The following is a 25890-nucleotide window of genomic DNA, read 5'->3' as shown; positions in this document are numbered from 1 at the left end:
ATAATACGCGCCACTTCCTGAGAGGGAAGAGAATAGCAAGGCTACGTAGCTCAGTTGGTTAGAGCACATCACTCATAATGATGGGGTCGCAAGTTCGAATCTCGCCGTAGCCACCAATTCTCACATATCTCTTTTAGGAAAGTCTAGCTGCGCGGAAGTGGTGGAATTGGTAGACACGCTGGATTTAGGTTCCAGTGCTTCACGGCGTGAGAGTTCAAGTCTCTCCTTCCGCACCACGACTGGGGTATAGCCAAGTTGGTAAGGCAGCGGGTTTTGATCCCGCCATTCATAGGTTCGAGTCCTGTTACCCCAGCCATTCTTTTTTGAATGACTATTATAGCTAGCGTCTACGCGGAAGTGGTGGAATTGGTAGACACGCTGGATTTAGGTTCCAGTGCTTCACGGCGTGAGAGTTCAAGTCTCTCCTTCCGCACCATTTGGGGTATAGCCAAGTTGGTAAGGCAGCGGGTTTTGATCCCGCCATTCATAGGTTCGAGTCCTGTTACCCCAGCCAAATTCTTGAGAAGCCGCTCATCGAGCGGCTTTTTATTGAAGATAAAAGTTAAGGCTACGTAGCTCAGTTGGTTAGAGCACATCACTCATAATGATGGGGTCGCAAGTTCGAATCTCGCCGTAGCCACCAACTTTTACATTCCTTAATTGGAAGTCTACATTGCGGAAGTGGTGGAATTGGTAGACACGCTGGATTTAGGTTCCAGTGCTTCACGGCGTGAGAGTTCAAGTCTCTCCTTCCGCACCAATATTGGGGTATAGCCAAGTTGGTAAGGCAGCGGGTTTTGATCCCGCCATTCATAGGTTCGAGTCCTGTTACCCCAGCCATATTCTTGAAGAAGCCGCTCTATTGAGCGGTTTTTTTGTTTCTATTTTCCAATTTTAAAAAGTGCTGATAGATTTTAGTTTTAAACTCTACACCCTTCCCTCCCTAGATGAATAAATTTGCTATATGAGAGCATAAAACGTCATAGTTTCAGTACGTTTTCATTGTCCAATCATTTAATTGTCGTGCTAGTATTGGTTCTTTATCGATATAGCTCGGCTTATTCTAAGGTTTAGCAGATCTGTGTTTGCCCAAACCGAACCGTTTGTTCTGACAACGCACCTATCATGTTCAGTTCATTTTTACAGTCCGAGTAACTATTAAAACAATAACGAAGGAAAGTGCGTGATAAACGAATTCGTTTCATTAGTTAACAATATTCTTTGGGGAGGCGGCCAAGTACTCATTATCATGCTTTTGGCATGTGGTATTTGGTTTACCGTAAAACTAGGCGGTGTACAGCTTAGGCACTTCGGCCATATGTTCAGCTTGCTAAAAGGCAGTAACACCTCTAGTAAAGACGGGATAAGTTCATTCCAAGCTTTATGTACCAGCTTGTCCGCCCGTGTAGGTACAGGTAACTTAGCTGGCGTTGCGGTAGCTATATCACTAGGTGGTGCTGGCGCTATCTTTTGGATGTGGATGATTGCTCTTCTCGGTATGGCCACCGGCTTTGCGGAAAGTGTTTTGGGCCAGCTTTACAAAGTACGTGACGAGAATGGCGAATTTCGTGGCGGCCCTGCGTACTATATAAAGCAAGGTTTGAACAAAACTTGGCTAGCCGTTGCTTTCTCGCTGTGTTTGTTCTTTGGCTACGGTTTCGTTTTCAGTGCCGTTCAAGCTAATACCATTACCGATGCGTTAAACAATGCGTACTCTTTCCCTACTGAATATGTGGGCCTAGCCATTATTGCTCTGGCAGCTTTAATCGTAGTGGGAGGGCTTAAAAGCATTGCCCGCTTTGCCGAGTTTGTGGTTCCTTTCATGGGGATTGGCTACGTGCTAGTAGCGCTTGCCATTACCTTCATTAATATTTCAGAACTGCCAGCCATGCTGCTTGATATCGTGAAGTCGGCATTTGGTTTACAAGAAGCGGGGGCTGGTGCACTAGGTGCTGCCATTAAAAATGGTATTCAGCGTGGTCTTTATTCAAATGAAGCGGGCAGCGGCTCTGTACCGCACGCAGCAGCAAGCGCTGTTCCAAACCCTAACCATCCGGTATCGCAAGGTTACATTCAGATGCTCGGAGTTTTCTTAGATACACTAATACTGTGTACATCGACTGCGTTTATCATTTTACTTGCTGGCGGTTCAAGCTCTGACCAGATGGAAGGTATCCGCTTAACTCAAGATGCGATGAGCAGTCATCTAGGTGAAGGCGGTACAGACTTCGTGGCAGCCGCCATCAGCTTATTTGCGTTCACATCTGTAGTAGCAAACTACGCCTATGGAGAGAGTAACCTGCACATGTTCAAGCTAGATAATAAAATCGGCCGTGCAGTCTACACCATTGGCTACTTAGGCATGATTTACTGGGGCGCACAGGCAGCGCTACCTCAGGTATGGGCAATGGCCGATATGGCGTTAGGTTTAATGACAGTAATCAACATCATCGCTATTGTATGGATGACCCCTACCATTGTTTCTATCAGCAAAGACTACTTTAAGAAAAAAGACAGTGGCGCAAACATGGAATACAAAGCGGGCGACTGTGAAATACAGGGTAAGTCAGAAGATGGTATTTGGGATTAACCCAACATTTTAAGTTAAAAAAAAGGGGCATCATTGATGCCCCTTCTTGTTTCTATATAGCAATTTTAATGGGTTTGATAAAGTACCTTGCCGGTAGCAAAGGTTAACCTGACATTTCCTTCGCTATCTTCGTCACAGTAAATATTATTATTCAAACTAGCTTCTAATTCTGAGTCTGCCAGTAAGAAGTCAGACTCCCATATAAGTTCGCCTGAATGCATATCTAATGCGTACACTTTTGATTTAGCTTGGCTAGAATCATATTGCAAATCATCGGTTAAGTTAAACTCTGGGGAAATGACATATGTCACGCCGTGAGCTTTTGTATCAGAAAACTCGCTACAATAGTCAAGGCGATTTGCTGATGTCATTCTCGAGATTTCAATGCTTGAATCAGAGTAAACAGACACAAAGCTGTCATCGTTAACATTGTAAATGTGATTGAAAAGAAGCGCTTGTGGGTTGGTGCTGTTAACGTTAATTCTCTCCCTAACCATGATGGATACAATGGGGCTATCATCAACGTATGCGTTCACAATAGCTGGCTCATCGGAGATAAGATACACCTCTTGCTCCGTTGGGTATTTAACTTTTCTAAAGACTTCAAAGCTTTCAGGTGTCTTTTGTAAAATAACGAGATGATCGTCAACAACCATCGCAATATAATTGTGTTCCTGCCAAGTATAACCACTCAGCCCGCGGATTCGTCCGCTTCCTTCAAGGCCCCATAAAGTTAATTGCGCCACTTCCTGCATGCTGTCTTGTTCAACAATGAAGAGCTCTCTGTTCACTCTTACGAGGATATAGTCAATACCAGCCACGTTAACAAATTTAAATTCTGGAGGGCTACCATTCACATTAATCGCGTATTCTGACACTGCATTACTGTTAAAACTTTTTCTTACTAACGTAGAGTCAAATACCTCCCAACCGTAAATATCAAAAGAAGTGGTCGATAAAGAAACAAATGTAGGCTCTAGCTCGCCAGCCGCTTTTTCAGTAAATAACGTACTTCTATCTTCATTTAAACTAAACACCCCTTTCAAACTCCCCACCGCATAGCCGTCACTTGTGGCAGCAATATTTCCCAGAACCTCGTAATAGTCGGCGTCTGAAGTTAAATTCTCTACAACAGGGTCAGCTGTGCTGTTAGTAGCTACTGTAAGGGTGTGCTTGAGCCTTGTTGCATAATCGCGATTTCTCACTTCTATTTCAAAGTTAACGTCTAGCGGGTAGCCAAAATTAGGCACAAATGCTTCCCACTCAATGGTTCCGTCATCGGATATTTGCATATCTAGCGGCGAGGTAACTAACCTAAATTCGAAGGGTCCGTTCCCCTCTGGGTTTAATATCTCTATATTATTTGAATATACTTCACCCACCTGTAGGTCACTTGCTACGCTCGCGAGCTCTATTTGTGGCAGGCTTTGTTTAACATAAACCGACACCGTTACAGGGTCTGATTCTACCTTTCCATCAAAAGCGATAACTTGAAGCTGATATTGGCCAGACTGAGTAAAGCTTACGCGAGTATTGTTAAAGCCGTTATTTTGAAATGTAACGTTAGCACCTTCAGGGGCCGATAGAACGCTCCACTGGAAAGTAAGAAGGTCGTTATCAGCATCACTACTTTCGCTTGTATCTAATAACACAAACTCGTTGCGGTCAGCTTCAAGTGACGTAGAAGCCACATTAACAAGTGGCGCAGTATTCTCAGCACCTAAATAATCTTGGTTGCCGATAAAAGAAAAGGGAATAACAAGTGTAGGCTCTTCAGCATTATTGATATCGCTGAAAAGGCCAACAGAGACAAGCCCTTCTTCTTTTTCTTTGATTATAAGTGTGCTTGAGCCCGTTATAGCGAGGGCAAGAGACGGTGAAGTGAATGAGCCAGGTTGCATAGTCATAATATCAACGTAACCATAAGGAGAAACGTAGATTCTGCCTTCAGGCACTAGCACTGGGTTATTTTCGGAAATCGTCGTGTCGATATCTACGTCATCAATGAACACCATAACGCCTGATGACGCGTATGTAAGCAGTCCGTTTACAGTGGCTGACTCTGTGTATTGTTCACCAACAGATGCTTCAATCGTACCCTCGAAGTCTGCAACCATTCGTGAATTGTCGATGGTGAGGCTATCAAATGACAGGGTCCCCTCAAACGACTCGCCATTAGAAGACACCGAAGATACAGACAACGCACCTTTACCATTGAAGGTATAAGGCCCCAAAGCGCAGTTTATGTATTCAACCTCAGAGGTGTCATTTTTTAATTCGCCAACAATTAACTCTCCCGACTCACAGTCTAACCCAGACGGTTGCTCGTGATCTGTTAACACTCGGTCAAAACGAGCATAAGGAAATTCGTCTGAATGCACTAACATTACAGACGTATCTAAAGCCGATGTTACATAATAGGCAATATCATAAGCAGAAGTGCTGTCGACTACTGCTTCGTTCTTAAGCCCCTCATACTTGCTAAAAAGTCCACTTGGAGGAGAGGTGGGGTTAGTAGGTGTTACAGGGGTAGGTGAAGGGGATGAAGAGTCTCCACCACCTCCTCCTCCGCATGCTGCTAATACCGATAAAGCGACGACGGCAACCGCACTATGTTTGATAAGGCTAACTATGCTGTTCATATTACACTCGTAATTATGAGCATGCTTTATAAGAACATCGGAAAAATAGAAGAGGCAATGCTTTAGAGAGGTAAACTTACTTAACTTTATCCAAAACGCGACAACTAAAACTATCCATGTTTTTAAACGGTAAGAATGCTCGATTTTTCTGCTGATAATCAACGCGAAATTTAAACAGTAATCCCCCTCTTTTCAAGTTCTATTTTATCATTGTACTTACAAGGCTACGGGCAAATGCCCTGTCTTAACCCATATTATTGTATCCTCATCAACGTAAGGGTGGTGCTGGCTCATGTGGGGGCTCCTAATCCATGTACCTTTGGGGTACTCACCATGCTCGTCTTTAAACGTTCCCGACAGTACAAAAATCTCTTCACCACCAAAATGCTTATGAGGCTTAAATACCTCACCCACTGGCCATTTAACTAGCGCTACGTGTTCATGCTCAAAGTTGTGTAGCGGCATCACTTGTAAACCGCCCTGCCCTTGCAGCCACTCTGCAGTATTAGTGTTCACCCTAACCTCAGTCGAATCCCGCTTATCAAACTGATTTAGCTTAACCAAAATCACGCAGCCTTCTTTGCTAAACGGGCTGTGTTTGCTGCCCGGCGGATTACGCATGTATGTGCCTGCGGGGTAATCTCCGTGCTCGTCGGAAAATACACCTTCAAGTACAAGAATTTCTTCTCCATACGGATGGCTATGCTGCTTAAAGCTAGCGCCAGGCTCATACTTCACTATGCTAGTTGTGTGGCCCGACTCTTTCGCTTCACGCTCTAACGGCTTTCGCCATACCGTAGACGATGGTGATGCTTGCCACTCTTGCAACTGCGTATTTATAGCCAAGCGTTCATCAAAGTTCATATTTAACATCTAGGTCACCAATGAGGATTAAGTTTTGCCGATACTCTATTAAAGACCGTTACTCAGGTCTTAGCATTTCGAAAAAATTCTCATGGGATATAGTGTAGTAATCACCACGTCCTCCGCCACGTGAAACTGGCGCACTTTTTAGCGTGCTATAAACACCGTTTTCAATAAGCGACTTATCGATATGTACGCCCACCACTTCGCCCATAATAAACCAACTATTCACCTCATCGCCTGAGGCAGACTTAAGCTGCACGACGTCGGTAAGCTTACACTCCATGCTGACCTTGCTCGCTTTTACGCGGGGTACACTTACTACTTCACTTTCTACAGTTTGTAGACCAGCATGATCAAATTCACTTTCTTCAGGTGCTAAAGGTTTGCTTGTCGTGTTCATCGCATCAACCAAATCTTGCGATACAAGATTCCAGCAAAACTCGCCCGTTTCCTGCACGTTTACCAATGAGTCTTTCTTACTGCCAACTACAGAGAAGCCGATAATTGGCGGCGTATAATTTAAGGCATTGAAAAAGCTATACGGGGCAAGGTTTAGCACTCCCGCTTTCGATTTTGTAGAAATCCATCCAATAGGACGTGGCGCGATAATCGCGTTAAAAGGATCGTGAGAAAGGCCATGACCTTCTTTTGGTTGATAAAAATGCGTTTGTGACAAAGCCATTCCTCAAAAGTGTGTTAGTGTAAAATCTAGCGTTGATATAGCTACGTTACCTACCGTTTTCAAGACTAATAAAAATAAGGTTGTTTATGACTGCACGAAGTGTCGCATTTTCAAGAACAAGACTGACTGAATTAATGGTACCTTCATTCGCTAATTTTGGCGGAAAGGTGCATGGAGGCGTTATCTTATCCCTAATGGATAAAGTCGCTTATGCCTGCGCGAGCAAGCATGCAGGTGCGTATTGCGTTACGGTAACTGTGGATGGCGTTGAATTTTTACAACCCGTGGAGGTTGGCGATTTACTTCATCTAGATGCAACGGTTCATTACGTGGGCAATACATCGTTGGTTGTGGGGATAAAAGTCACCACGGAAAATATTAAAACGAATGAAGTTAAGCACACCAACAATAGCTTTTTTACCATGGTAGCTAAAGATGACAGCGGCACGCCGGTTACTGTGCCTGAACTGGAGCTCACGAACCACCACGAAATGCGAAACTTTGTGACCGCTATCCGTCGCAGTAAAATTCGCAAGGAAGCACAAGTTAAGCTTCAACGCGATTACGACGCTTTCATTCCCAAAGAGGATTTTGCGCTTATCGATGCCCACCGATGTACAATTAGTTTTGAAAGAGATAGCGCTTTTGATAAAACTAATTCTCAATGTGATGGAAAGTAGAGAGATAACTTGGGCGCCCGTTTATGTCAGTTACATAGCCGTTAAACGGCATATGAGAACACGGGCGAGTTACTACTTAGGCATTAATAGCGTTATATCTTGCGGGCGGAAATCGTTAGTCAATCCATTTCAGTTTTTCCAGAGGGTACCCTAAGTACCACTTCGTGCGCTCCAACACTGGACGGATAACAATTCGGTTTATCCCCAAATTTGGATCGTCAGATAAACTGTCGCACATTTGCTTAAGTGCGTTGTAGTTAGGGAAACAGGTGAATGAAATATAATCAACATCACCGCTCATTCTTAAGCAATCCATAAACTCGGGGATGTCTTGCAATGCGTTTTCAAACTGTCGCCGCTGCTGCGCTGTATTGCTTTTAAGATAAAACTCTACGTATGCCAATACATGCTCACAGATACGATCCAAATCCATCTCAGTATGAAAATTAAAAAAGTATCCTGCTTCCTGCAGTGCTTTCTTTCGTTGAAAGCATGCGCTTGCCGACAAGCCAACACGATCTGCTAATTCTTGATTAGAAATATCTGCGTATTTATGAATGGTAGCTAGAATTTTTTTATTGTACTCATCTAGCTTAATGGTCTTTTTGGCGATGCGATGTCTCCTACCAAATTTATCTTTTGTTTTGCGACTGTACTTAAAAAGAAAGTTTTTGAAAAGCGCTAAACATCCGTCAGAAATTCACCGTTAACTCACTTACACTAGGTTTTCTTTTCATCAGAGCAGAAGATATGGAACCACCATACGACACATCACAACAAGACATTGAAGACGGCGCATTAGTTTCATGGCCAAGAGTTGCTGCGGTGTCAGCAATGGTGTCATTTTCAATACCGACATTTATGACTGGCATAGAGTTATTCGCATTACTTTCTTGGCAACAAACTGTAATAACACTGCTTATAGGAGGTATGCTGCTCACCCTTGTTGGCGGGTTAATGGGTTCTATCGGCGTTATAACGCGTAAAAACTCTTACATGCTCGTTCGGGTAGCCTTTGGTAGTTTGGGGGCTCAAATCCTCAATTTACTTTTTGCCGTTTCATTGGTGGGCTGGTTTGGCTTAAATTTAGACTTATTTTCATCGTCTGTTGCCGCCATTTTAAATCACGACACTTCAGAGCTACCCCTTACCATAGGCATAGAAGCTATTGTGGGCATACTGATGATACTTACCACCATGTATGGATTTAACGTCATCAACCGTTTGTCGGTAGTTCTGGTGCCTATCATGATGACCGTAAGTGCCGTTCTTTTGTATCAGTCTCTTACAATCACCTCTTTTGAACACTTTACCAATGACATGAGCCAAGCCCAAAGCTCTATTAGTCAAGGGGTCAGTCTTATTGTCGGAGTGATTATTATTGGTGCCATTATATTGCCTGATATTACTCGCTTTAGTCGTCAGCGTAGAGGCGGTGTATATACCGCATTTTGGTCATATTTAATTGCTCAAAGCGCCGTAATTGTTATTGCCGGTTTCGCCGCTTATGCGCTTGAAGCGAACAATATACTTGATGTATTACTGGCTCTAGGAATAGGCAGCTGGTCACTGCTTATCATTGTCGCAGGCAGCTGGATTTTAAATGCGCTGAACCTTTACAGCGCCGAGCTTGCGGTCAATGCAAGCTTGCCCCGCTTAAAACAAAATCTTGTGGCTATTGGTTTAGGTGTGGTGGGCATGTTCGCCGCTTTTGCTAATATTCTCGAAATATTCGTGTTGTTCTTATCCGTTCTAACAGCCGTGTTTATTCCTGTGGCCGGTATAATCGCCGTAGACTTTTTTGTGCTAAATAAAAGCGCGTATTTTGTGAAACTAAATTCTGAGTCACACCATTCTACCTCTCTTTCTTCTGAACAAATGTCATCCGATGCGCAAAACCTTAACCATTCCAGCCACAAAAGCGCGTTAATAGCTTGGGCAGTAGGTGCGGGAATTGCCGGCTATGACTTGTTCGAGCCGATCTCCCTTGTTACAGGGGTTGCCGCGTTAGACGCAATTTTAGTCAGTGCGATACTACATTTTGTTGTTTGTTCAGCCTTACGCTTGCTTGTAGTTAGACGAGTTTCACTATGAATTTAGATGATATAACACGACCTGTAATTATCTGCTTTCTTACTACTTCATCTTACCATTTTGAGGCACACTTATGCGTATAGGCATTGATGTTGGCGGTACACATACTGATGCTGTACTACTCGACAATGAGACGATTTTAGCCACTAACAAGTCATTAACGACTGCAGACGTGGCAAGCGGAATTATAGATAGCCTTAACGCCCTCCTTAACAAGGCATCGGTATCTGCAAACAATATTAATGCGGTAATGATTGGTACAACGCAATTTACTAACGCTATTGTAGAGCGTCGCCAGTTATCTAACATTGCTGTTATTCGCTTAGCCCTTCCTAGCGGAAAAGGCTGCCCTCCTATGATTGAGTGGCCTGAAGATTTGGTCAACGCCATAAACCCCAGTATTTACGAATGTCATGGTGGCTACTTGTACGATGGCTACCCTGTTGCGGATATCGATATTCAAGAAATAGAAGCCGTCATTGCTGATATTAAACAAAAAGAGATAAAGTCGGTTGCAATTGCGTCAGCATTTTCGACAATGAACGCTGAACCAGAATTGCTGGTAGCTAAACTTATACGTACAGCAATTCCCGATTGTGAAATCACCTTGTCGCACCAAATTGGGAGTATCGGCCTGCTTGAACGAGAAAATGCCGCCATCTTAAATGCGACGTTACGCCCATTTGCTCAATCTGTGGTTAATGCATTTGAAAACGCGTTGACGAAGCATGCCTTTAACTGCCCATTTTTTATTAGCCAGAACGACGGAACACTCATGAATGCCGACTTCGTGCGAGCGTATCCGGCCCTTACTTTTGCATCTGGGCCCACAAACTCACTCAGAGGCGCCTACAAACTTACCGGCAAAGAAAACGCTATCGTCGTAGATATTGGCGGCACCACATCAGATATTGGTGTTCTACAAAACGGGTTCCCGAGGGAGTCAAACCGAATTATAAAAGTGGGCGGGGTGCGAACGAATTTTCGCATGCCTGATATTAATGCTGTTGGACTTGGTGGTGGGAGTATTGTACGAGATGAAGGCAAGCGCATTGGTCCAGATTCCTGTGGGCACAAGTTGGTAGACGAGGCATTGATATTTAACGGCAACACCTTAACTACCACAGACATTATTGTTGCCAGTGGCCATGCAGACATTGGTGATAGTGAGAAAGTGAAGCATGTATCCAGTGACGTCATCCAAAGCGCCATAACAACCATGCGTGATACCTTGAATTACCACATTGAAATGATGAAGCCCGACGACAAACCAGTACCGGTAATTTTAGTGGGTGGAGGAGCCGTGTTGATACAAGGCGACTTACCGGCTGCCAGCGACGTTATTCGGCCCGTAAACGCTGGTGTAGCTAATGCCATCGGCGCTGCTATTGCGCAGATTGGCGGGGAAGCTGAAAGCATGTTGTCGTACCGTGCAATGTCACGCAACGACGCAATAAAAGGTGTAACTCAGCTTGCCATAGACAAGGCCGTAGCTGCTGGCGCCGACAAAACTACAGTACGCACTATTGATATTGAAGAAATAGAGGTGCCTTACATGGAAGGTGATATGCGACGTGTAAGAGTGAAAGTTGTAGGTGATATCGCCACTGTTAACCCAAGTAACAAAACCTCTGAACACCACACTGGAGCCTTCTAACATGCAGCGCAATTCATACGTAACTATAGACGATTTAGACGCGCTAAGTATGGGCTCAGTTTTTCTGGCAACGGGTGGCGGTGGTGACCCCTACTTGCCCATGCTCTTAGCTAAGCAAGCTTTATTAGAATACGGCCCGGTGTCCCTTGTCGCGCCTGATGAGTTAAACAGCGAAGACTACGTGGTAGCACTTGGCGCTGTTGGTGCGCCCACGGTCAGCCTAGAACTGCTGCCCTCTATTGATGAGGCTGGAGACACACTTCGTGCATTTGAAAAGCATACCAGCAAAAAAGTAAATGCCATTGCATCGTTTGAAATTGGTGGAGGAAACTCACTGTTGCCGCTTGTGGCCGCCGCCGGTGCCGGCATTCCCATGATAGATGGTGATGGTATGGGCCGCGCTTTACCCGAAGCGCAAATGATGACCTATGCTATTGCTGGCGCAAAGCCGACCCCCGCGGTAGCACGAGATTACGCAGGAAACACAGCTGCGTTTTCGACATCAGATACAACAACTTATGAGCGCCATATTAGAAGCTTTTCTATGGCGGCTGGCGGTATGATAACCGCGGCAGAGCACCCTATGTCAGGCGCGTTTGTTAAAACAGCGATTATTCCTCACACTGTTTCGTTCGCCATAAATTTGGGCAAGGTGCTGATAAAGCATCGAGGTCACGTTCAACAAATGATGCCACATTTGAAAGCGTGCTTTAAGAAATCAGTTTACGGGCAGTGCAAACTGCTATTTGAAGGTAAGATCACCGATAAAAGTGTAGCTATTGTTGGAGGGTACGACGTTGGTGAGCTTACTGTAGCGGGCTTTAATGGCGAACCTCCCGTGACCGTAAACATCAAAAATGAATATCTGATTGCAAAACAAAACGACAAGGTGTTAGCAAGTGTTCCCGACTTGATCGTACTTGTAGATATTGAAACTAGCGAACCTATCAATGCTGAACGCATAAAATACGGACAACGGGTAGCAATTATTGCCGTGGAATGCCCAGCGTTTTACAAATCGAAACGAGCCCTTGCGGCGGTTTCGCCCAGAGCCTTCGGCTTTGATTTTGACTATGTTGCGCTGTCTGAAAAAAAAACATTTTAAGTATTAATACAAAAAGCCCCTGATAAATGATGTATTCACCTACTAGGGGCTTTTTCATTGAAGTTTACTTCTTTTTTCAAGCCGTATTATTACGCCTTAATTAAAAGCTATAAGACACTTTTCCGTAAACAAAACGGCCAGTAAAACCGTAAGGCGAGAAGCCAGAATATGAGAATAAGCGAGAGAATGTAGTTACATCATCCACCAAATCTCGCGTTGGCTCTGGGTATACATCAAAGATATTGTTAGCACCTACCGAAACCGTTAGCCCATCTGTTAACGCAACACGAACATCCAAGTCGGTTATCCATTCAGATGGAATGATCTCATTTCGTGCATCAACCGAAGATGGATCTTCCACTTCACCGTAACGGGTTGTGCGTAACGTGGTGGTGTAACGGTCATAATTCCACGTAACACCTAAGTTCAGCTTGCTGTCTGGTGACGCTGTTTCAAAACGACGAAGCTCGACATCGCTGAACAGGTTGTCTTGGTCGAACCCAGCATTTTGCAGCACGTCAGGAGCATCTAGAATGTCTGTCACTTCGTTGTCATTAAAGTTCGCACCCGCATTAAAGTTAAACGCACCGTAATCTGCCGTGTTCAAGGTGTAAGTAGACACGATGTCGACACCTTCGGTGCGAGAGTTGATAGCGTTTAAGAAGAAGCGAGCACGGTTTGCTCCAGTACCCTCTAGCAAGGCCTCAATCGCGTCACCAGATAGGTTATTCGACAACACAATACGATCGTCGATATCAATGCGGTAGAAATCTACGGTCAAGTTGAAGTCGGCATTTGGTGAGTAGGTAAAACCTGCGCTGTAGTTATTAGACTCTTCCGCATCTAGCCCTGGGCTACCTAATGCTTGCGCTACATCACTTGATGGAGCAAAAGTGCCAGTCTCAGTTGGCTCGCCATCAACAAAAACAGTGGCAATAGAGGTAAAGAACTGCTGCTGAAGAGACGGCGCTCTAAAGCCTGTTGATACCGACGCACGAAGGGCAAAAGCATCGCTTAGCGTCACACGGTGCGACATTTTCCAGTTAAACGTGCTGCCAAAGTCAGAATAATCTTCAAAGCGCCCAGCCACCGCTACATTCCAGTTCTCAACCACATCAGCTTCTAAATCAACATAAAAGCTGTAGTTGTGACGGCTATTGTCACCTGCAGATTCTGGTGTAAAACCTGGGAACACTTGCGAGCCAGCGGCACCAAACGGGCCGTTAACTGGATCAGTTACCACACCACCTGGGCCAAAGGTACCTTGGATATAAGAGTTTTCTTCACCCGCAGTAATTTCATATCCCTCGTGGCGATATTCTGCGCCCATTGCAAAGTTCATTTCGCTGTAAAACAGCCCTGTTTCGACAAGACGAGACGCGTCTGCGTTGATGATAGTCGTATCGTATTCAAGGGTCCCCGCGTCGAATTCGGTCTGGCTTGTTGGGCCAAGTGACGTATTTAGTGTGTTAACTACGCCGTATTCTAGTTCGTTACCACCGTGCGTTAACGATAAGTCGTAATTCCAGACATCCCCATAGCCTTTAATGCCAGCGATAAGCGACATGTCGGTAATATCGGTTTGAATAGAAGGTAAGAAGCCATCTTCATAAATTTCAACGATATTGCGTGAGTCTTGTGCACGGCGATAAAAACCACTACCAAGAGAGTCTCGCGTGCTATAACCTGCAGTAGTATAAAACTCAACGCTGTCAGTTAGCGCTTTACCTGCATTTATAAATAATGCGTAGTCTTCTACTTCACCGTTGCCGTAAACGTGATTGTAACGGTTAACGGTAAGTTCACGAGGATCTAAGTTACCGTCTGCGTCCCGTGCATAGTTTTCTCGCTGGTCGTAGTCTGCACGATTTGCTTGGCCGCGGTCGCGATATTCACCAGAAACATTTATAAAACCATCATCGCCCCACTCAAAGCCCATGTTGCCGCGAAGGGTAAGAGTTTGACCATCGGTTAACTCTCTGTCACTGCCCTCTTCAAATGCTAAATTACCATCGGTACCAATGCCTACGCTCTCAAGATTTGGTACACCGTCCATGGTAGTAACGTTGGCACCGTACGTTGCCGATACTTCACCGCCTTCTGCCGCGTCTTTCAACACAATATTGATAACGCCAGCGATAGCGTCTGAACCGTATTGCGCTGCAGCACCGTCTCGCAAAACTTCAATACGTTTAATCGCATTTGCTGGAATTGCATTTAAATCTACTGCAGAAGAGCCGCGCCCTACTGAACCGTTAAGGTTAAGTAGGGCCGAAGTATGACGACGCTTTCCGTTTACCAGCACCAGCGTGTGATCTGGCGCTAAACCGCGAAGTTGGGCCGGACGAACGTGGTCTGTACCGTCAGTAATCGAAGGCTGTGGGAAGTTAAAGCTAGGCAGTAACTGATTTAAAATCATGTTGGTTTCAGTAAGGCCCGTCGCTTCAATAGAAGAAGCGTCGATAATATCGATAGGTACTGGAGAATCATTGATAGTGCGGCCTACACGTCGAGAACCTACGATTTGAATTTGTTCAACATCCTGCTCATCAACTGTAGTTTGTTCTTGTGCAAGTGTTGAAGTAGAAAATTGCATGCCTGCTATTGCAGAAGCGATTAAGGAAAGCTTAAAAACAGAAGCGTTAAATTTTGCCTGTTGCATTGTGATGTTCCTGAATTTTATGTGTTTAATGCATTGAAAACTGTGCTTCTTACTCTACCGAGTAGAAAAAAGACCTACAGATACATTTTCTTTTTCTGTTGTTGGGGTACTGCTAAACGCCGAATTGTCTGACTAGACTTATAATTATTAGAAGTGGTAAGCAAATATGCTGTGGGGTGAGTAAATCACAAAAATATTCCACCGCACAATACTAAAGTTGTAATAATTTAGAAATATCGATGACAGGTGGGATTTAAGGGACAAAATATTGAACAAGGTTTTTCTGCTTTCGCAATGAAAAAAGGTGGCCGTAGCCACCTTCTTAAACATTACATAGCGTTATGCTTTTTTAAGCTTTTTCTTTAGCTTTTTTAGTTTGCTTTCTTGCTTCGCAATTTTTGCCTTTGCTACTTTCATCTCTTTTTTGATTTCTTTTTTCTTAGCCATTTTTATATCCTCAATATCTTCTGTAGTGTATTGCTGTTTATCAGCATTTACTCTTCATTGTGTTGTTCAATGAATTCACGAATGAAGCGTCTTACTTCGCGAGCCGCAGACGTATCCAAAGAATCGCAAAGCGCGATAAACTGCGCTCTTTCTTCGTCATTAATACGAATAATCATCTGACTATTCTTTTTCTTCTTTTTATTGCTTTTTTCAGACATCTCGACCGCTTTTATGAGTAAGAAGCACCAAATCGAACTATTAACGTATATTCAATGTATATACATTTCAAGGTTGATATTGAACTTTTATTGATTTTTTTCATAAAAAAGTCACATAAACGTCACATGAGTGACTTCAGTATTCGACAAAGTTGTTCCGTCAACGCAACAAAATGAGAAGTATATGACACAGGCACAATCAACAACCCACCTATCTTGTTTCATTGAAGCTATAGCGCTTGCCAAGCGCACAAAATGTGCATCACGAAATGATTTAAAAATTCTGCTGCAGCAAAAAGGTTATGAAGAAATTGTTGCGCTCAATACTGCTGAAGAGCTTGAGCCTCAGCTACCAATCGCCTCATAAATCAGCTGGTTAAAATGACCCGTTTCATACCCCATGGCGAAGTGTATGTTCACCGGGAAGATCGCATACTTATTCTTGAAGGACACGGACCTTGGAATGTAGAAGCGCTTCAACATTCAACCGACCAGGCTAAGTCGATACTAGAAGGGCTAAGAGGCGCACCTTGGGGAGTAATGGTAACCATTTATGGCGAGCCGATTCACGTACCTGACGCAGAAACGCACCTCATTCAGCTTGTAAAAAAAGATATAGAGAATGGCAGAGTCGGTACCGCATTGCTTGTAGAAAAATCAAATTCGCCCAGTTTCGCCACGCAGCATTTCGGCAGTATCTATCAACGAGCCGGAGATAAAATTGAAGTGTTTAACAACAAAGCGGCCGCTAAACGTTGGCTATTGGAAACCATTCAGTTAGCGCAGTGAAGCTAGTAAAAATAAAGTTGAGGAAAAGTAATGCTGTCTGCGATTCTAATTTATATATTTTTTAGTGCGGGACTACTTGCGGTTCTACAATGCCTGTATTTATACAAAAAGCCGTTTGTCGGTAAATAGGTGAGTAGGTGAGGGAAACAAAAGCTGAGCTTTTATTTCCCCGATAAAAACTCTTATTTAGGTGACCACTCGAACTTTTTAAATGGCTCATCTACCGGAGTCTCGGCCAAGTGGTTGGTATAGTTACTCATCACTTTTTGCGCCAGAATAAGAATAATTTCAAGTAGTTGCTGATGTTGGTAGCCAGCACTGTAGAATGCATCTAGCTGCGCACTGTCAACATTGCCGCGTCCGCGAGTTACAGCAAGTACGGTTTCTTTTAGCGTATTCAATTTACTATCAGACAATGTTTCATCATTGCGTAGCTCTTCAATCAAGTCATCACTTACTTTCATGCTTTTAGCAATGCCCGTATGCGCAGGTACGCAGTAATGACATGCGTGTTCTACGTTTACTGCCTGCCAAACTACCGTTAGTTCTTCTGCGCTGAACGAGGTTTCTTGGGCTAGCTTGTGTAGCACTTGATAGCCTTCAAGAAGCGTAGGCGCTTCAGCCATTACTGCGTGAAGGTTAGGCAGCATGCCAAATGCGCTTACCGAATTATCAATTAGTGGCTTTGCCGCTTCTGGCGCTGTGTCTTTTGTATGTAATTTAAAATCGCTCATATCACTCTCCTGTCGATGTGACTAGAAACTAAAGTAACCACCTTGATTACCCTTATCCTTCTAATGTGAGAGTAATAATATGTTTACTTGAACGATCGTTCAAGTAATAATTGAACACATGTTCAAAACATTCACGCATAAGGTATGCAGCTATGAAATATGACCACGATGATATTATTGAAAAAGCCACTGCGCTTTTTTGGCAACGAGGCTTTCATGCTGCGGGTATGCGCGATATTCAACAAGCGTTAGATATGCGCCCCGGCAGTATCTACGCTCGCTTTCAAAGTAAAGAGGGTTTATTTAAGCTTGTTATTGAACAGTATGCGCAAAATAGCGCAGAACGGTTAAAACAAGTAGCAAAAGCCGAGTCGCCTTTAAATGCGCTTTATAGCTTTTTTGAAACAGCATTAACTGGCCCCGACGAGCAACGCTACATGCGCCAGTGCTTGTTGGTTAAGTCTATTGCAGAATTAGAACTCATTGGTGATATTGCCAAAAAAGCTGTACTTGAGAGCATGCAAACCCTTAAGGCTGGTTTTAGAAATATTATTGAAGCCTGTATCGAAAAAGGTGAATTGCCTGAACATACGCCAACGTCAACAGCCGCAGAGTGGCTTCAAAATCAGTTCGTTGGCTTACGAGCGTTTGCCTTACTGCAAGACGATAATCAAACAACTATTAAGATGATAGACAAAGTCATTATCGATTTGAAAGGACAATGGCCACAACAAACACATTAATGTAGATAAAGGCATACAAAAACTGAAGCAGCGCATTTCATGAAAATTGCCGTGAAACCAGTTGGATGGGCCCTGGTTTACTTAAATAAGCGGTTCGGAATAAACCGTTTAAACCAAGTGGAAAAACCATTTTTGTCCGTTTTCACGTTAACGTAGGCTCGCTTTACCTCAACCCACTGTTCCTGGTCAACAGTCACTTTACCATCAACAAACGGTACATATAGCTGATCGCCTTCAAAGTGGGTTCTAAATTCTAAGTAAAAGTCGCCGTGTAACTCCTCAAGTAAGGCATCGGACTTCCCTAACCCGTTGGGGAGGAAGTAATGAAACCGAGTGAGAATAAGGCTTCCTTCAGCACTTAACTGGTAACTGCCTGCATAGCCATCCCAGCAGGCAGACATCACCTCAACCTTTTCGGGGTCAGGTTTACTCTTCAACTGATAAAAGAGTTTTTCACCTTCGTCTGCTGGATGCCCTTGCCAAATATAATAAAGGCCATAGCCTTTTAGATTAACCCACGGACATTGATTGGAGAACCCTTGCGAAAATTGTACGGTCATTCCTTTGAACCTTTGAAAAAGTGAATTGATTTGAGTTCGGCAAGTGGCTAGATTTTGTGGCTTTTTAAACCTAAGCAGCAGCTAAGAGAACAGTAACCGCAACAACTGGGCGATAAGCAAAATCCCCATTAAGGGCCAAATCCACTTAGCCCATTTCGCAGCATCCTCATTACTGATTCGCATTTTAGAGCGTTCTATTAGCGGTATAATCAATGCTAGCGCACCAAATAACACCGCCAGTAAAATTAACACTTCCATTATCGTAACCCTATCGCATATTTGAGCACTTCTTGTTTAGCAGGCTCTATGCGCTGCGCCACAGAAAGCAACTGGTTTCTTATCCATTTTATGGGGGCAACGTCATTGCTAAACAAGGTATAAAACCCATCCATTGCCGTCATCATCACCAAATTATCTCGCTTTCGTGGCTTTTCATAATTGCTGATAAGCCTTTGAGAAAATACTTTATCGGTTAGCGACAATGCGTTGTCGCTACCGAATGGCTTGAATTCAGCACACACAGAAAGAAAGCTTTCTACATCTTTAAAACCTAAATTAACACCCTGTCCAGCAAGGGGGTTGATGGTGTGTGCTGCATCACCAATTAACACGCAACAGCCTTTCACATAGTGATTAACATGAGCACGCGTGAGGGGAAAAATCGCTTTATCAATAACTGAAAAGCTATTGCCATTTCTGGTTAATTCGTCTGGAAACGTTTTAAGAATTTCACTTTCAAGTTGGCTCGCTTTTAAACTTCTAATCCGTTTGAGTTCGTCAGGCGAGTCATACCAAACTAGCGAAGCGTAGTTATCAAACATAGGTAAAAAGGCTTTCGGGCCGCTCGATGTAAATTGCTGCCATGTTATAGGTTCAACGGCGTTCTCCATTTTAATGGTGATACCCATCGCCTGCTGTGCATATTGCCAACCCGTTGTGCCTATTCCTGCAGCTTTTCTTACCTGAGAGTTTGCGCCATCAGCACCAATAAGCCACTTAGCTTCAATAGTTCTGCCGCTAGATAATTTAACGTTTGCAGTATTCGCTAGCCGAATGTCCTGCACCGTTTGACCAGTGATAAGCTCAACATTCTCATACTGTTTTAGCGCTTCATGACAACCTAACTGCAACAATCGATTTTCCACAAAGTAGCCTAATTGGGGCATGTCGATACTGTGTGCGGTAAAATCTGTTCGATGGGAAGGATCGTCCCATACACTAAGGCCGGTGTAAGGTTTAACACGCATGGCGGCAATGTGTTCCCAAGCACCAAGGGCTTTTAACAGCGTCACCGATGCTTCGCTGATAGCTGAAACCCTTAAGTCCGGGCCATCCTCAGGCTTAAAAGGTGCCGGTAAATAAGGCTCAGTGACGGCGACCTTGAATTGCTGCTGAGCAAGCCCCAGCGCTAATGTAGCCCCCACCATTCCGCCGCCATTTATACAAAAATCGAACATTTATTCTCCTTAAAACACGCACTTGCATTATGTCTTAAAATGCGAAGCGCTGTGAAGTAAAACGTAGAACTGGCTTGCCCTAGATCAATTCTTAACGAATCGTCTCAAGATACTGGGAATATGCTTACATAACAGGTAAAATATGCGGCTATTTTGAACATCTTCCTGTAACTGACATTATCAGTGTTTTTTACGTGGTGATTTAAGCGCCTCACGTAAAACAACATTCTGGCAGCCACCTTTTCTAAACAACGGTGATACTGCATTCACTTACAGGAACATTAACAGGTTATCGAATAGTTGTTATGACTAAAAAGCTGTATATCAAAACCTGGGGCTGCCAAATGAACGAGTACGACTCGGAGAAAATGGCAGACTTACTAGACTCAACGCATGGCTACAGTGCTGCTGAAAGTGCTGAAGAAGCCGATGTCATCTTGCTTAACACTTGCTCTATTCGTGAAAAAGCACAGGAAAAGGTGTTTCACCAGCTAGGCCGTTGGAAAACTCTTAAGCAAGATAAACCTGAACTTATTATCGGTGTGGGCGGCTGTGTGGCTTCACAAGAGGGTGACACCATACGCCAGCGCGCACCTTTTGTAGACTTGGTATTTGGCCCACAAACACTGCACCGTTTGCCTGAAATGATCAACGAACTTCAGGGCGGCGCAAAGTCAGTGATTGACGTGAGCTTCCCGGAAATTGAAAAGTTTGATCGCCTGCCTGAGCCACGTGCTGAAGGTCCAACGGCGTTTGTTTCAATCATGGAAGGCTGTTCAAAATACTGTACGTTCTGCGTAGTACCTTACACCCGTGGTGAAGAAGTAAGCCGCCCTGTTGACGACGTGTTGCTTGAAATCGCTCAGCTTGCAGGTCAAGGCGTCCGTGAAGTAAATCTTCTAGGTCAAAACGTTAACGCGTATCGCGGTGAAAATTACGACGGTACAATTTGTCGTTTCTCTGAGCTGCTTGAATTGGTAGCGGCCATCGACGGTATCGACCGTATTCGTTACACCACATCTCACCCGGTTGAATTTACTGACGACATTATCGAAGCATACGCGTCTATCCCTGAGTTGGTTGACCACCTGCACTTGCCTGTTCAAAGTGGATCTGACCGCATTCTTAACCTGATGAAGCGTGGCCATACGGCAATTGAATACAAATCGAAAATGCGTAAGCTGAAGAAAATTCGCCCGAACATTAGCTTGTCGAGTGACTTCATTATTGGTTTCCCAGGTGAAACAGATGCCGATTTTGAAGCTACCATGGATTTGATTCAGGCTGTGGATTACGACCTTAGCTTCAGCTTTATTTACAGTGCTCGCCCGGGTACACCTGCTGCCGACGCAGTAGATGACGTAAGTGAAGAAACTAAGAAGCAACGTCTTCACCTACTACAACAGCGTATTACGCAACAGGCCCTTCGTATTGCTCGTCACATGGTTGGCACAGAGCAGCGAATTTTGGTTGAAGGTCCGTCAAAGAAAAACCCAATGGAACTTTCGGGACGTACTGAAAATAACCGTGTAGTGAACTTCGAAGGCACACCAGACATGATTGGCGAATTCGTTGATGTAAACATCACTGACGTATTCACTAACTCATTACGTGGTGAAGTTGTGCGCAGAGAGAGCGAAATGGGCTTGCGTGTTGCCGTTTCGCCCCAATCTATCATGGCAAAGCATCAGGCAGATTTGCCCGATGAGCTTGGCGTGGGTCAATTTAACCCAGCCTAAATACATTTTATAGCGAGGAAAAAAGTAGCTTGAGTACATTGGTTAGTAACGAATTTGAATTAGAACCGGCAGATAGCAAACGTTTGTCGAGTTTATGTGGCCCCTTTGATGACAACATTAAACAAATTGAGCGCAGGTTAGGCGTAGAGATTACCTACCGAAATAACGCATTCAAGGTGTTGGGTGAACCGCAGCAAATAAAAAGTGCCAGCGAATTACTTAAGCTTCTTTACATAGAAACACAGCCTATTAAGGGCCGTATTCCCGAGCTAGAAGCAGAACAAGTGCATCTCGCCATTCAAGAAGCCCGCGTTATTGAAAAAGACGCAACTGGCGGCTATGGCAAAGAAGTGAATATTAAAACCAAGCGCGGTGTTATTAAGCCGCGTAACCCTAACCAAGCGCAATATGTGGCGAACATTGTAAACCACGATATTACCTTTGGTATTGGACCTGCCGGTACGGGTAAAACCTACCTCGCCGTCGCTGCTGCTGTCGATGCACTAGAGCGACAAGAAATTCGCCGTATCTTGCTTACCCGCCCAGCGGTAGAAGCTGGTGAAAAACTCGGCTTCTTGCCCGGCGACCTTTCACAAAAAGTTGATCCATACTTGCGACCGCTTTACGACGCCCTGTTTGAAATGTTGGGCTTTGAAAAAGTAGAAAAGCTTATGGAGCGCAACGTGATAGAGGTTGCGCCGCTTGCCTATATGCGTGGTCGAACACTGAACGACGCCTTTATCATTTTAGATGAGAGCCAAAACACGACGGTAGAACAAATGAAAATGTTCTTAACCCGTATTGGCTTTAATTCGAAAGCGGTGATAACGGGTGACATCACGCAGGTAGACTTACCTCGCGGTGCAAAATCAGGTCTACGACACGCTATTGAAGTGTTGAGCGAAGTGGATGACATTTCTTTCAACTTCTTTAACGCTGAAGACGTGGTTCGCCACCCTGTGGTTGCGCGTATTGTCAGAGCCTATGAAGTGCACGACGCTGAACAAGAGCGCCTTCGCAAAGAACGTAAAGAAGAAGCGTTGCGACTTCAACGTGAACAAGCTTCTAAAGACGATAGCGCGACACAAACGAAAGACGACAACGCATCGTGACCGCCATTATTGATGTACAGCAAGCATTTGAAGGTGACGAAGCTATTTTGTCGGCCATTCCCTCACCTTCAGAGCTTGAGCGTTGGTCTAATGCTGTGCTCAAGTATGAAGACTTAAGTGATCAAGAAGTGACTATCCGCTTTACTGACGAAGCCGAAAGTCAAAGCCTTAACCACGAGTACAGAGGGAAAGATAAGCCAACCAATGTGCTGTCTTTTCCTTTCGAAGCGCCTCCCGGGATTGAAATCAACTTATTAGGCGACCTCGTTATTTGTGCCCCGGTTATAAGCCGCGAAGCTGAAGAGCAACGAAAACAAGTGAGCGATCACTATGCCCACATGACGGTTCACGGGCTATTGCATTTAATGGGTTATGACCATATTGACGATGCAGACGCCGAGGAAATGGAAAGCAAAGAGATTGATATTCTTGCAAGTCTTGGCATTATCAACCCCTACGAAATCAGTGACTAACAAACAATCATAAACTGTTGTTATAAAAGCACTTTGACACTTAATAACAATAAAACATTGACGACCAGCACGAACCATTTTAACGTTGGCGTTGACCTAACAATTAAACGGACATTATGAGCGACGATAATCCTCACTCTACCAACGGCTCCTCAGGCAAGAGTTGGTTAGATAAACTAAAAAATTCGATTTCTGGCGAGCCGAAAAGTAAAGAAGAGTTAGTATCGGTTATTACTGATGCTGAACAAAACGAAATTATTGACCCACAAACCCGAGAAATGATTGAAGGGGTTATTGGGGTAAATGAAATGCGAGTGAGAGATATTATGATCCCTCGCGCTCAAATGACCACTATCGATGTAGAGAAGAAAGTAGAAGAATTTCTACCTTTAATGCTTGAATCTGCTCACTCCCGTTTCCCCGTTATTAGTGAAGATAAAGACCATATCGAAGGTATTTTGCTCGCAAAAGACCTTCTTGCATTTGCTTTTAACGCAGAAAAAGAATTCAATTTAAAAGATATCCTGCGCCCTGCGGTTATTGTTCCAGAGAGCAAACGGGTTGACGTTCTGCTTAAAGAATTCCGCCAACAGCGCTACCACATGGCTATTGTTGTAGACGAATACGGCGGCGTGTCCGGTTTGGTGACTATCGAAGATATTCTTGAGATTATCGTGGGCGAAATTGAAGATGAGTACGATACCGAAGAAGACGGAACCGATGATATTCGCCCATTAAATAAATCAACATACTCGGTTAAAGCATTAACCCCAGTGGACGATTTTAACGAGTTTTTTGAAACCAAGTTCAGCGAAGAAGAAGCCGATACCATTGGTGGCATTGTGCTAAAAGCCTTTGGCCATATGCCTGAAACTAATGATGAAATCACCATCGGCGATGTTCAGTTTAAAGTGACTAACTCTGATAAACGTCGGCTTATACAACTCAAGGTTTCAGTGCCTTCACTGGAATAGCGAAGTCACCAAAATAACACTTATTTCAGCACGGGGTAGCACAAACTTATAAGTGCTTACCCTGTGAATATAAATTCTATCAACCACCATCAGATGACTTCTATGCTGAAACGGTTTATCCCCCACTTTCTTCTTGTGTTAAGCGGTGCAAGTTTAACGCTCGCTTTTGCCCCATTTAACATGTGGCTTTTAACTATTCCTGCCCTCGCACTTGCTATACGTCAAGTTATCAAGCTGAAGCATCGCCCGTTTTTAGCCGGGTGGTTATTTGGTGCAGGTTGGTTTGGGGCTGGAATAAGCTGGGTACACGTAAGTATCGCCGACTTTGGTGGACTACCGCTTATCGGCTCTATCGCCTTAATGTCATTACTTTGTAGTTACTTAGCGCTATATCCAGCGCTTGCCACCAAGTTTACTGCAAAATATTTTTCGCCACAGCTTTGGCCTATGGCACTTCCCTTTTTCTGGATTGTAGCTGAATGGCTTAGAAGCTGGATGTTAAGTGGTTTTCCATGGCTATCGTTAGGCTACAGCCAGTTAGAAAGCCCGCTGTCTGGCTTTGCACCTATTATTGGCGAAACGGGAATAAGCGCGCTTATCGTTATTAGCGCTACCCTATTTGCTTTAATACATAATAAGCGAACTTTCGCTAATGCCACATTGGTGGCGCTGTGTTTGTTTACCAGTGGTTACCTGCTTAAACAGCATAGTTGGGTTGAGCCAAAAAAGACCTACTCGGTAGGTATGGCTCAAGGTAATATTGCGCAAAGTTTGCGATGGGTGCCAGAGCAAGATGGCCCTACTATGGACACCTATTGGAAACTAACCGAAAGCTTATGGGATAACGACTTAATTATATGGCCAGAAGCGGCCGTTCCCAAGCTTGAGCCATTGGCCCAGCCTTACCTTGCTAAAGTTAATGAAAGAGCCTTTCTAGAAGACACGGCACTTATAACTGGTATTGTAAATTATAATTGGGAAACAGACGATGCGTGGAATAACCTTATCGTGCTTGGTAAACGCACGCCAGATGCTACATACCCTGATTACCAATATTTCCACAATAACCGCTTTTCGAAACATCACCTCTTACCCGTAGGTGAATTTGTACCTTTTGAAGACTGGCTACGCCCGCTCGCTCCCCTGTTCGACTTACCAATGTCGTCATTTTCTCGTGGTGACTATCAGCAGGCTAATCTTGAAGCTAATGGCATTCACTTAGCGCCCGCTATCTGTTTTGAAATTGCGTTTCCTCACCAAGTAATGGCAAATGTGTATGAAGATACGGACATGATAATCACCGTAAGTAACGACGCGTGGTTTGGGCACTCCCACGGCCCAGCTCAGCATTTGCAAATAGCGCAAATGCGAGCTCTTGAGTTGGGGCGCCCTGTTGTTAGAGCGACCAACAATGGTATTACTGCTTTTATCGATCATAAAGGTCAAATTACAGCGCAGTTGCCACAATTCATTACCGCAAACATTACGGCCCCCGTGGTCGCAACTCGCGGATTCACTCCTTATTACCACATTCAAGAATTTGGCGTTTGGTCTTTAGTAATTATACTTTTGCTCGGCGCAATGAAGCTTAAACGGCGTCAATCACTGCATCAATAAAAATGCTTCAAACAGACGATAAACAAAAACGGCGCGTTAAGCGCCGTT

At 44.2% G+C, this 25890-nt stretch carries 23 protein-coding genes, 8 tRNA genes and 1 pseudogene; 21 read left to right on the top strand and 11 right to left on the bottom strand.

Annotation, left to right across the window (positions count from 1 at the left end; translation table 11 throughout):
• Nucleotides 1–39: 39 nt before the first annotated feature.
• From ACYX4M_RS14005 to ACYX4M_RS13965, 9 genes are all read left to right on the top strand, one after another.
• Nucleotides 40–116: transfer RNA gene (locus tag ACYX4M_RS14005), tRNA-Met, on the top strand.
• Between the two features lie 35 nt (nt 117–151).
• Nucleotides 152–236 (top strand) — tRNA-Leu (locus tag ACYX4M_RS14000).
• 4 nt (nt 237–240) lie between these two features.
• Nucleotides 241–316, top strand: a tRNA-Gln gene (locus ACYX4M_RS13995).
• Nucleotides 317–351: 35 nt separating this feature from the next.
• Nucleotides 352–436: transfer RNA gene (locus ACYX4M_RS13990), tRNA-Leu, on the top strand.
• Between the two features lie 2 nt (nt 437–438).
• Nucleotides 439–514 (top strand) — tRNA-Gln (locus ACYX4M_RS13985).
• 52 nt (nt 515–566) lie between these two features.
• A tRNA-Met gene (locus ACYX4M_RS13980) sits at nt 567–643 on the top strand.
• A gap of 32 nt (nt 644–675) precedes the next feature.
• A tRNA-Leu gene (locus ACYX4M_RS13975) sits at nt 676–760 on the top strand.
• A gap of 4 nt (nt 761–764) precedes the next feature.
• Nucleotides 765–840 (top strand) — tRNA-Gln (locus ACYX4M_RS13970).
• 343 nt (nt 841–1183) lie between these two features.
• A complete protein-coding gene (locus ACYX4M_RS13965) occupies nt 1184–2590 on the top strand; it encodes an alanine/glycine:cation symporter family protein (RefSeq protein ID WP_476080555.1) in 1407 nt (468 codons plus the stop codon).
• A gap of 65 nt (nt 2591–2655) precedes the next feature.
• Here ACYX4M_RS13965 and ACYX4M_RS13960 read toward each other — a convergent pair whose 3' ends face one another.
• The 3 genes from ACYX4M_RS13960 to ACYX4M_RS13950 form a co-directional block, all read right to left on the bottom strand.
• Nucleotides 2656–5232, bottom strand: a complete 2577-nt coding sequence (locus ACYX4M_RS13960; RefSeq protein ID WP_476080554.1) for a hypothetical protein — start codon at nt 5230–5232, stop codon at nt 2656–2658.
• A gap of 216 nt (nt 5233–5448) precedes the next feature.
• The gene (locus ACYX4M_RS13955) at nt 5449–6105 is read right to left on the bottom strand and encodes a cupin domain-containing protein (protein WP_476080553.1); all 657 of its coding nucleotides are present in this window, start codon (nt 6103–6105) and stop codon (nt 5449–5451) included.
• A gap of 49 nt (nt 6106–6154) precedes the next feature.
• On the bottom strand, nt 6155–6775 hold the full coding sequence (locus ACYX4M_RS13950; RefSeq protein ID WP_476080552.1) for a flavin reductase family protein: 621 nt from the start codon (nt 6773–6775) through the stop codon (nt 6155–6157).
• A 92-nt stretch (nt 6776–6867) separates the two neighbouring features.
• Here ACYX4M_RS13950 and ACYX4M_RS13945 point away from each other — a divergent pair, with 92 nt between their 5' ends.
• Nucleotides 6868–7461: an acyl-CoA thioesterase gene (locus tag ACYX4M_RS13945; protein ID WP_105932030.1), complete on the top strand. Its 594-nt coding sequence runs from the start codon at nt 6868–6870 to the stop codon at nt 7459–7461.
• Between the two features lie 115 nt (nt 7462–7576).
• On the opposite strand, the gene ACYX4M_RS13940 is transcribed toward ACYX4M_RS13945, so the two are convergent.
• Nucleotides 7577–7888 (bottom strand): Lrp/AsnC ligand binding domain-containing protein, encoded by a 312-nt coding sequence (locus ACYX4M_RS13940; protein WP_476080551.1) that lies wholly within the window; start codon nt 7886–7888, stop codon nt 7577–7579.
• 39 nt (nt 7889–7927) lie between these two features.
• Nucleotides 7928–8059: pseudogene (locus ACYX4M_RS13935) on the bottom strand (Lrp/AsnC family transcriptional regulator); the annotation flags it as partial.
• Between the two features lie 152 nt (nt 8060–8211).
• Between ACYX4M_RS13935 and ACYX4M_RS13930 the strand changes: the two are divergent.
• The 3 genes from ACYX4M_RS13930 (at nt 8212) to ACYX4M_RS13920 (ending at nt 12317) form a co-directional block, all read left to right on the top strand.
• Nucleotides 8212–9555: a purine-cytosine permease family protein gene (locus ACYX4M_RS13930; protein ID WP_476080550.1), complete on the top strand. Its 1344-nt coding sequence runs from the start codon at nt 8212–8214 to the stop codon at nt 9553–9555.
• A 73-nt stretch (nt 9556–9628) separates the two neighbouring features.
• Nucleotides 9629–11212, top strand: coding sequence for an ROK family protein (locus ACYX4M_RS13925; RefSeq protein WP_476080549.1), 1584 nt, complete (start codon nt 9629–9631; stop codon nt 11210–11212).
• A gap of 1 nt (nt 11213) precedes the next feature.
• Nucleotides 11214–12317: a DUF917 domain-containing protein gene (locus ACYX4M_RS13920; RefSeq protein WP_476080548.1), complete on the top strand. Its 1104-nt coding sequence runs from the start codon at nt 11214–11216 to the stop codon at nt 12315–12317.
• Nucleotides 12318–12417: 100 nt separating this feature from the next.
• On the opposite strand, the gene ACYX4M_RS13915 is transcribed toward ACYX4M_RS13920, so the two are convergent.
• Entirely contained in the window at nt 12418–14979 is a 2562-nt protein-coding gene (locus tag ACYX4M_RS13915) for a TonB-dependent receptor plug domain-containing protein (RefSeq protein ID WP_476080547.1), read from the bottom strand.
• A gap of 494 nt (nt 14980–15473) precedes the next feature.
• On the bottom strand, nt 15474–15644 hold the full coding sequence (locus ACYX4M_RS13910) for a hypothetical protein (protein WP_474872593.1): 171 nt from the start codon (nt 15642–15644) through the stop codon (nt 15474–15476).
• A 184-nt stretch (nt 15645–15828) separates the two neighbouring features.
• On the opposite strand from ACYX4M_RS13910, the gene ACYX4M_RS13905 reads away from it, so the two are divergent.
• Nucleotides 15829–16011, top strand: a complete 183-nt coding sequence (locus ACYX4M_RS13905; protein ID WP_476080546.1) for a hypothetical protein — start codon at nt 15829–15831, stop codon at nt 16009–16011.
• 14 nt (nt 16012–16025) lie between these two features.
• Nucleotides 16026–16433, top strand: a complete 408-nt coding sequence (locus ACYX4M_RS13900; RefSeq protein ID WP_476080545.1) for a hypothetical protein — start codon at nt 16026–16028, stop codon at nt 16431–16433.
• Nucleotides 16434–16615: 182 nt separating this feature from the next.
• On the opposite strand, the gene ACYX4M_RS13895 is transcribed toward ACYX4M_RS13900, so the two are convergent.
• A complete protein-coding gene (locus tag ACYX4M_RS13895; RefSeq protein WP_476080544.1) occupies nt 16616–17167 on the bottom strand; it encodes a carboxymuconolactone decarboxylase family protein in 552 nt (183 codons plus the stop codon).
• A 152-nt stretch (nt 17168–17319) separates the two neighbouring features.
• On the opposite strand from ACYX4M_RS13895, the gene ACYX4M_RS13890 reads away from it, so the two are divergent.
• Nucleotides 17320–17910, top strand: a complete 591-nt coding sequence (locus ACYX4M_RS13890) for a TetR/AcrR family transcriptional regulator (RefSeq protein ID WP_476080543.1) — start codon at nt 17320–17322, stop codon at nt 17908–17910.
• 77 nt (nt 17911–17987) lie between these two features.
• Here the strand turns inward: ACYX4M_RS13890 and ACYX4M_RS13885 are convergent, their stop codons facing one another.
• The 3 genes from ACYX4M_RS13885 to ACYX4M_RS13875 all read right to left on the bottom strand — a co-directional run bounded on the left by ACYX4M_RS13885 (nt 17988) and on the right by ACYX4M_RS13875 (nt 19927).
• Nucleotides 17988–18470, bottom strand: a complete 483-nt coding sequence (locus ACYX4M_RS13885) for a hypothetical protein (protein ID WP_476080542.1) — start codon at nt 18468–18470, stop codon at nt 17988–17990.
• Nucleotides 18471–18551: 81 nt separating this feature from the next.
• On the bottom strand, nt 18552–18728 hold the full coding sequence (locus tag ACYX4M_RS13880; RefSeq protein WP_014948996.1) for a hypothetical protein: 177 nt from the start codon (nt 18726–18728) through the stop codon (nt 18552–18554).
• Nucleotides 18728–19927, bottom strand: coding sequence for an FAD-dependent monooxygenase (locus tag ACYX4M_RS13875; RefSeq protein ID WP_476080541.1), 1200 nt, complete (start codon nt 19925–19927; stop codon nt 18728–18730). Before ACYX4M_RS13875 ends, ACYX4M_RS13880 begins: the two co-directional genes overlap by 1 nt.
• Nucleotides 19928–20232: 305 nt before the next feature.
• Here ACYX4M_RS13875 and miaB point away from each other — a divergent pair, with 305 nt between their 5' ends.
• From miaB to lnt, 5 genes are all read left to right on the top strand, one after another.
• Nucleotides 20233–21666, top strand: coding sequence for a tRNA (N6-isopentenyl adenosine(37)-C2)-methylthiotransferase MiaB (gene miaB / locus ACYX4M_RS13870; RefSeq protein WP_156078169.1), 1434 nt, complete (start codon nt 20233–20235; stop codon nt 21664–21666).
• A 29-nt stretch (nt 21667–21695) separates the two neighbouring features.
• Nucleotides 21696–22778, top strand: a complete 1083-nt coding sequence (locus tag ACYX4M_RS13865) for a PhoH family protein (protein ID WP_476080540.1) — start codon at nt 21696–21698, stop codon at nt 22776–22778.
• Nucleotides 22775–23251 carry an rRNA maturation RNase YbeY gene (ybeY, locus tag ACYX4M_RS13860; RefSeq protein ID WP_476080539.1) on the top strand — a complete coding sequence of 159 codons (477 nt, stop codon included), beginning with the start codon at nt 22775–22777 and terminating at the stop codon, nt 23249–23251. The genes ACYX4M_RS13865 and ybeY overlap by 4 nt, the downstream gene beginning before the upstream one ends.
• Nucleotides 23252–23367: 116 nt before the next feature.
• Entirely contained in the window at nt 23368–24225 is an 858-nt protein-coding gene (gene corC / locus ACYX4M_RS13855; RefSeq protein ID WP_334059216.1) for a CNNM family magnesium/cobalt transport protein CorC, read from the top strand.
• A gap of 102 nt (nt 24226–24327) precedes the next feature.
• The gene (gene lnt / locus ACYX4M_RS13850; RefSeq protein WP_476082884.1) at nt 24328–25842 is read left to right on the top strand and encodes an apolipoprotein N-acyltransferase; all 1515 of its coding nucleotides are present in this window, start codon (nt 24328–24330) and stop codon (nt 25840–25842) included.
• Nucleotides 25843–25890 lie beyond the last annotated feature (48 nt).

Source organism: Alteromonas sp. ABV4_150 (assembly GCF_056311745.1).
The sequence above is the reverse complement of the archived record's forward strand: the minus strand, read 5'-3'. Positions and strand labels throughout refer to the sequence as shown.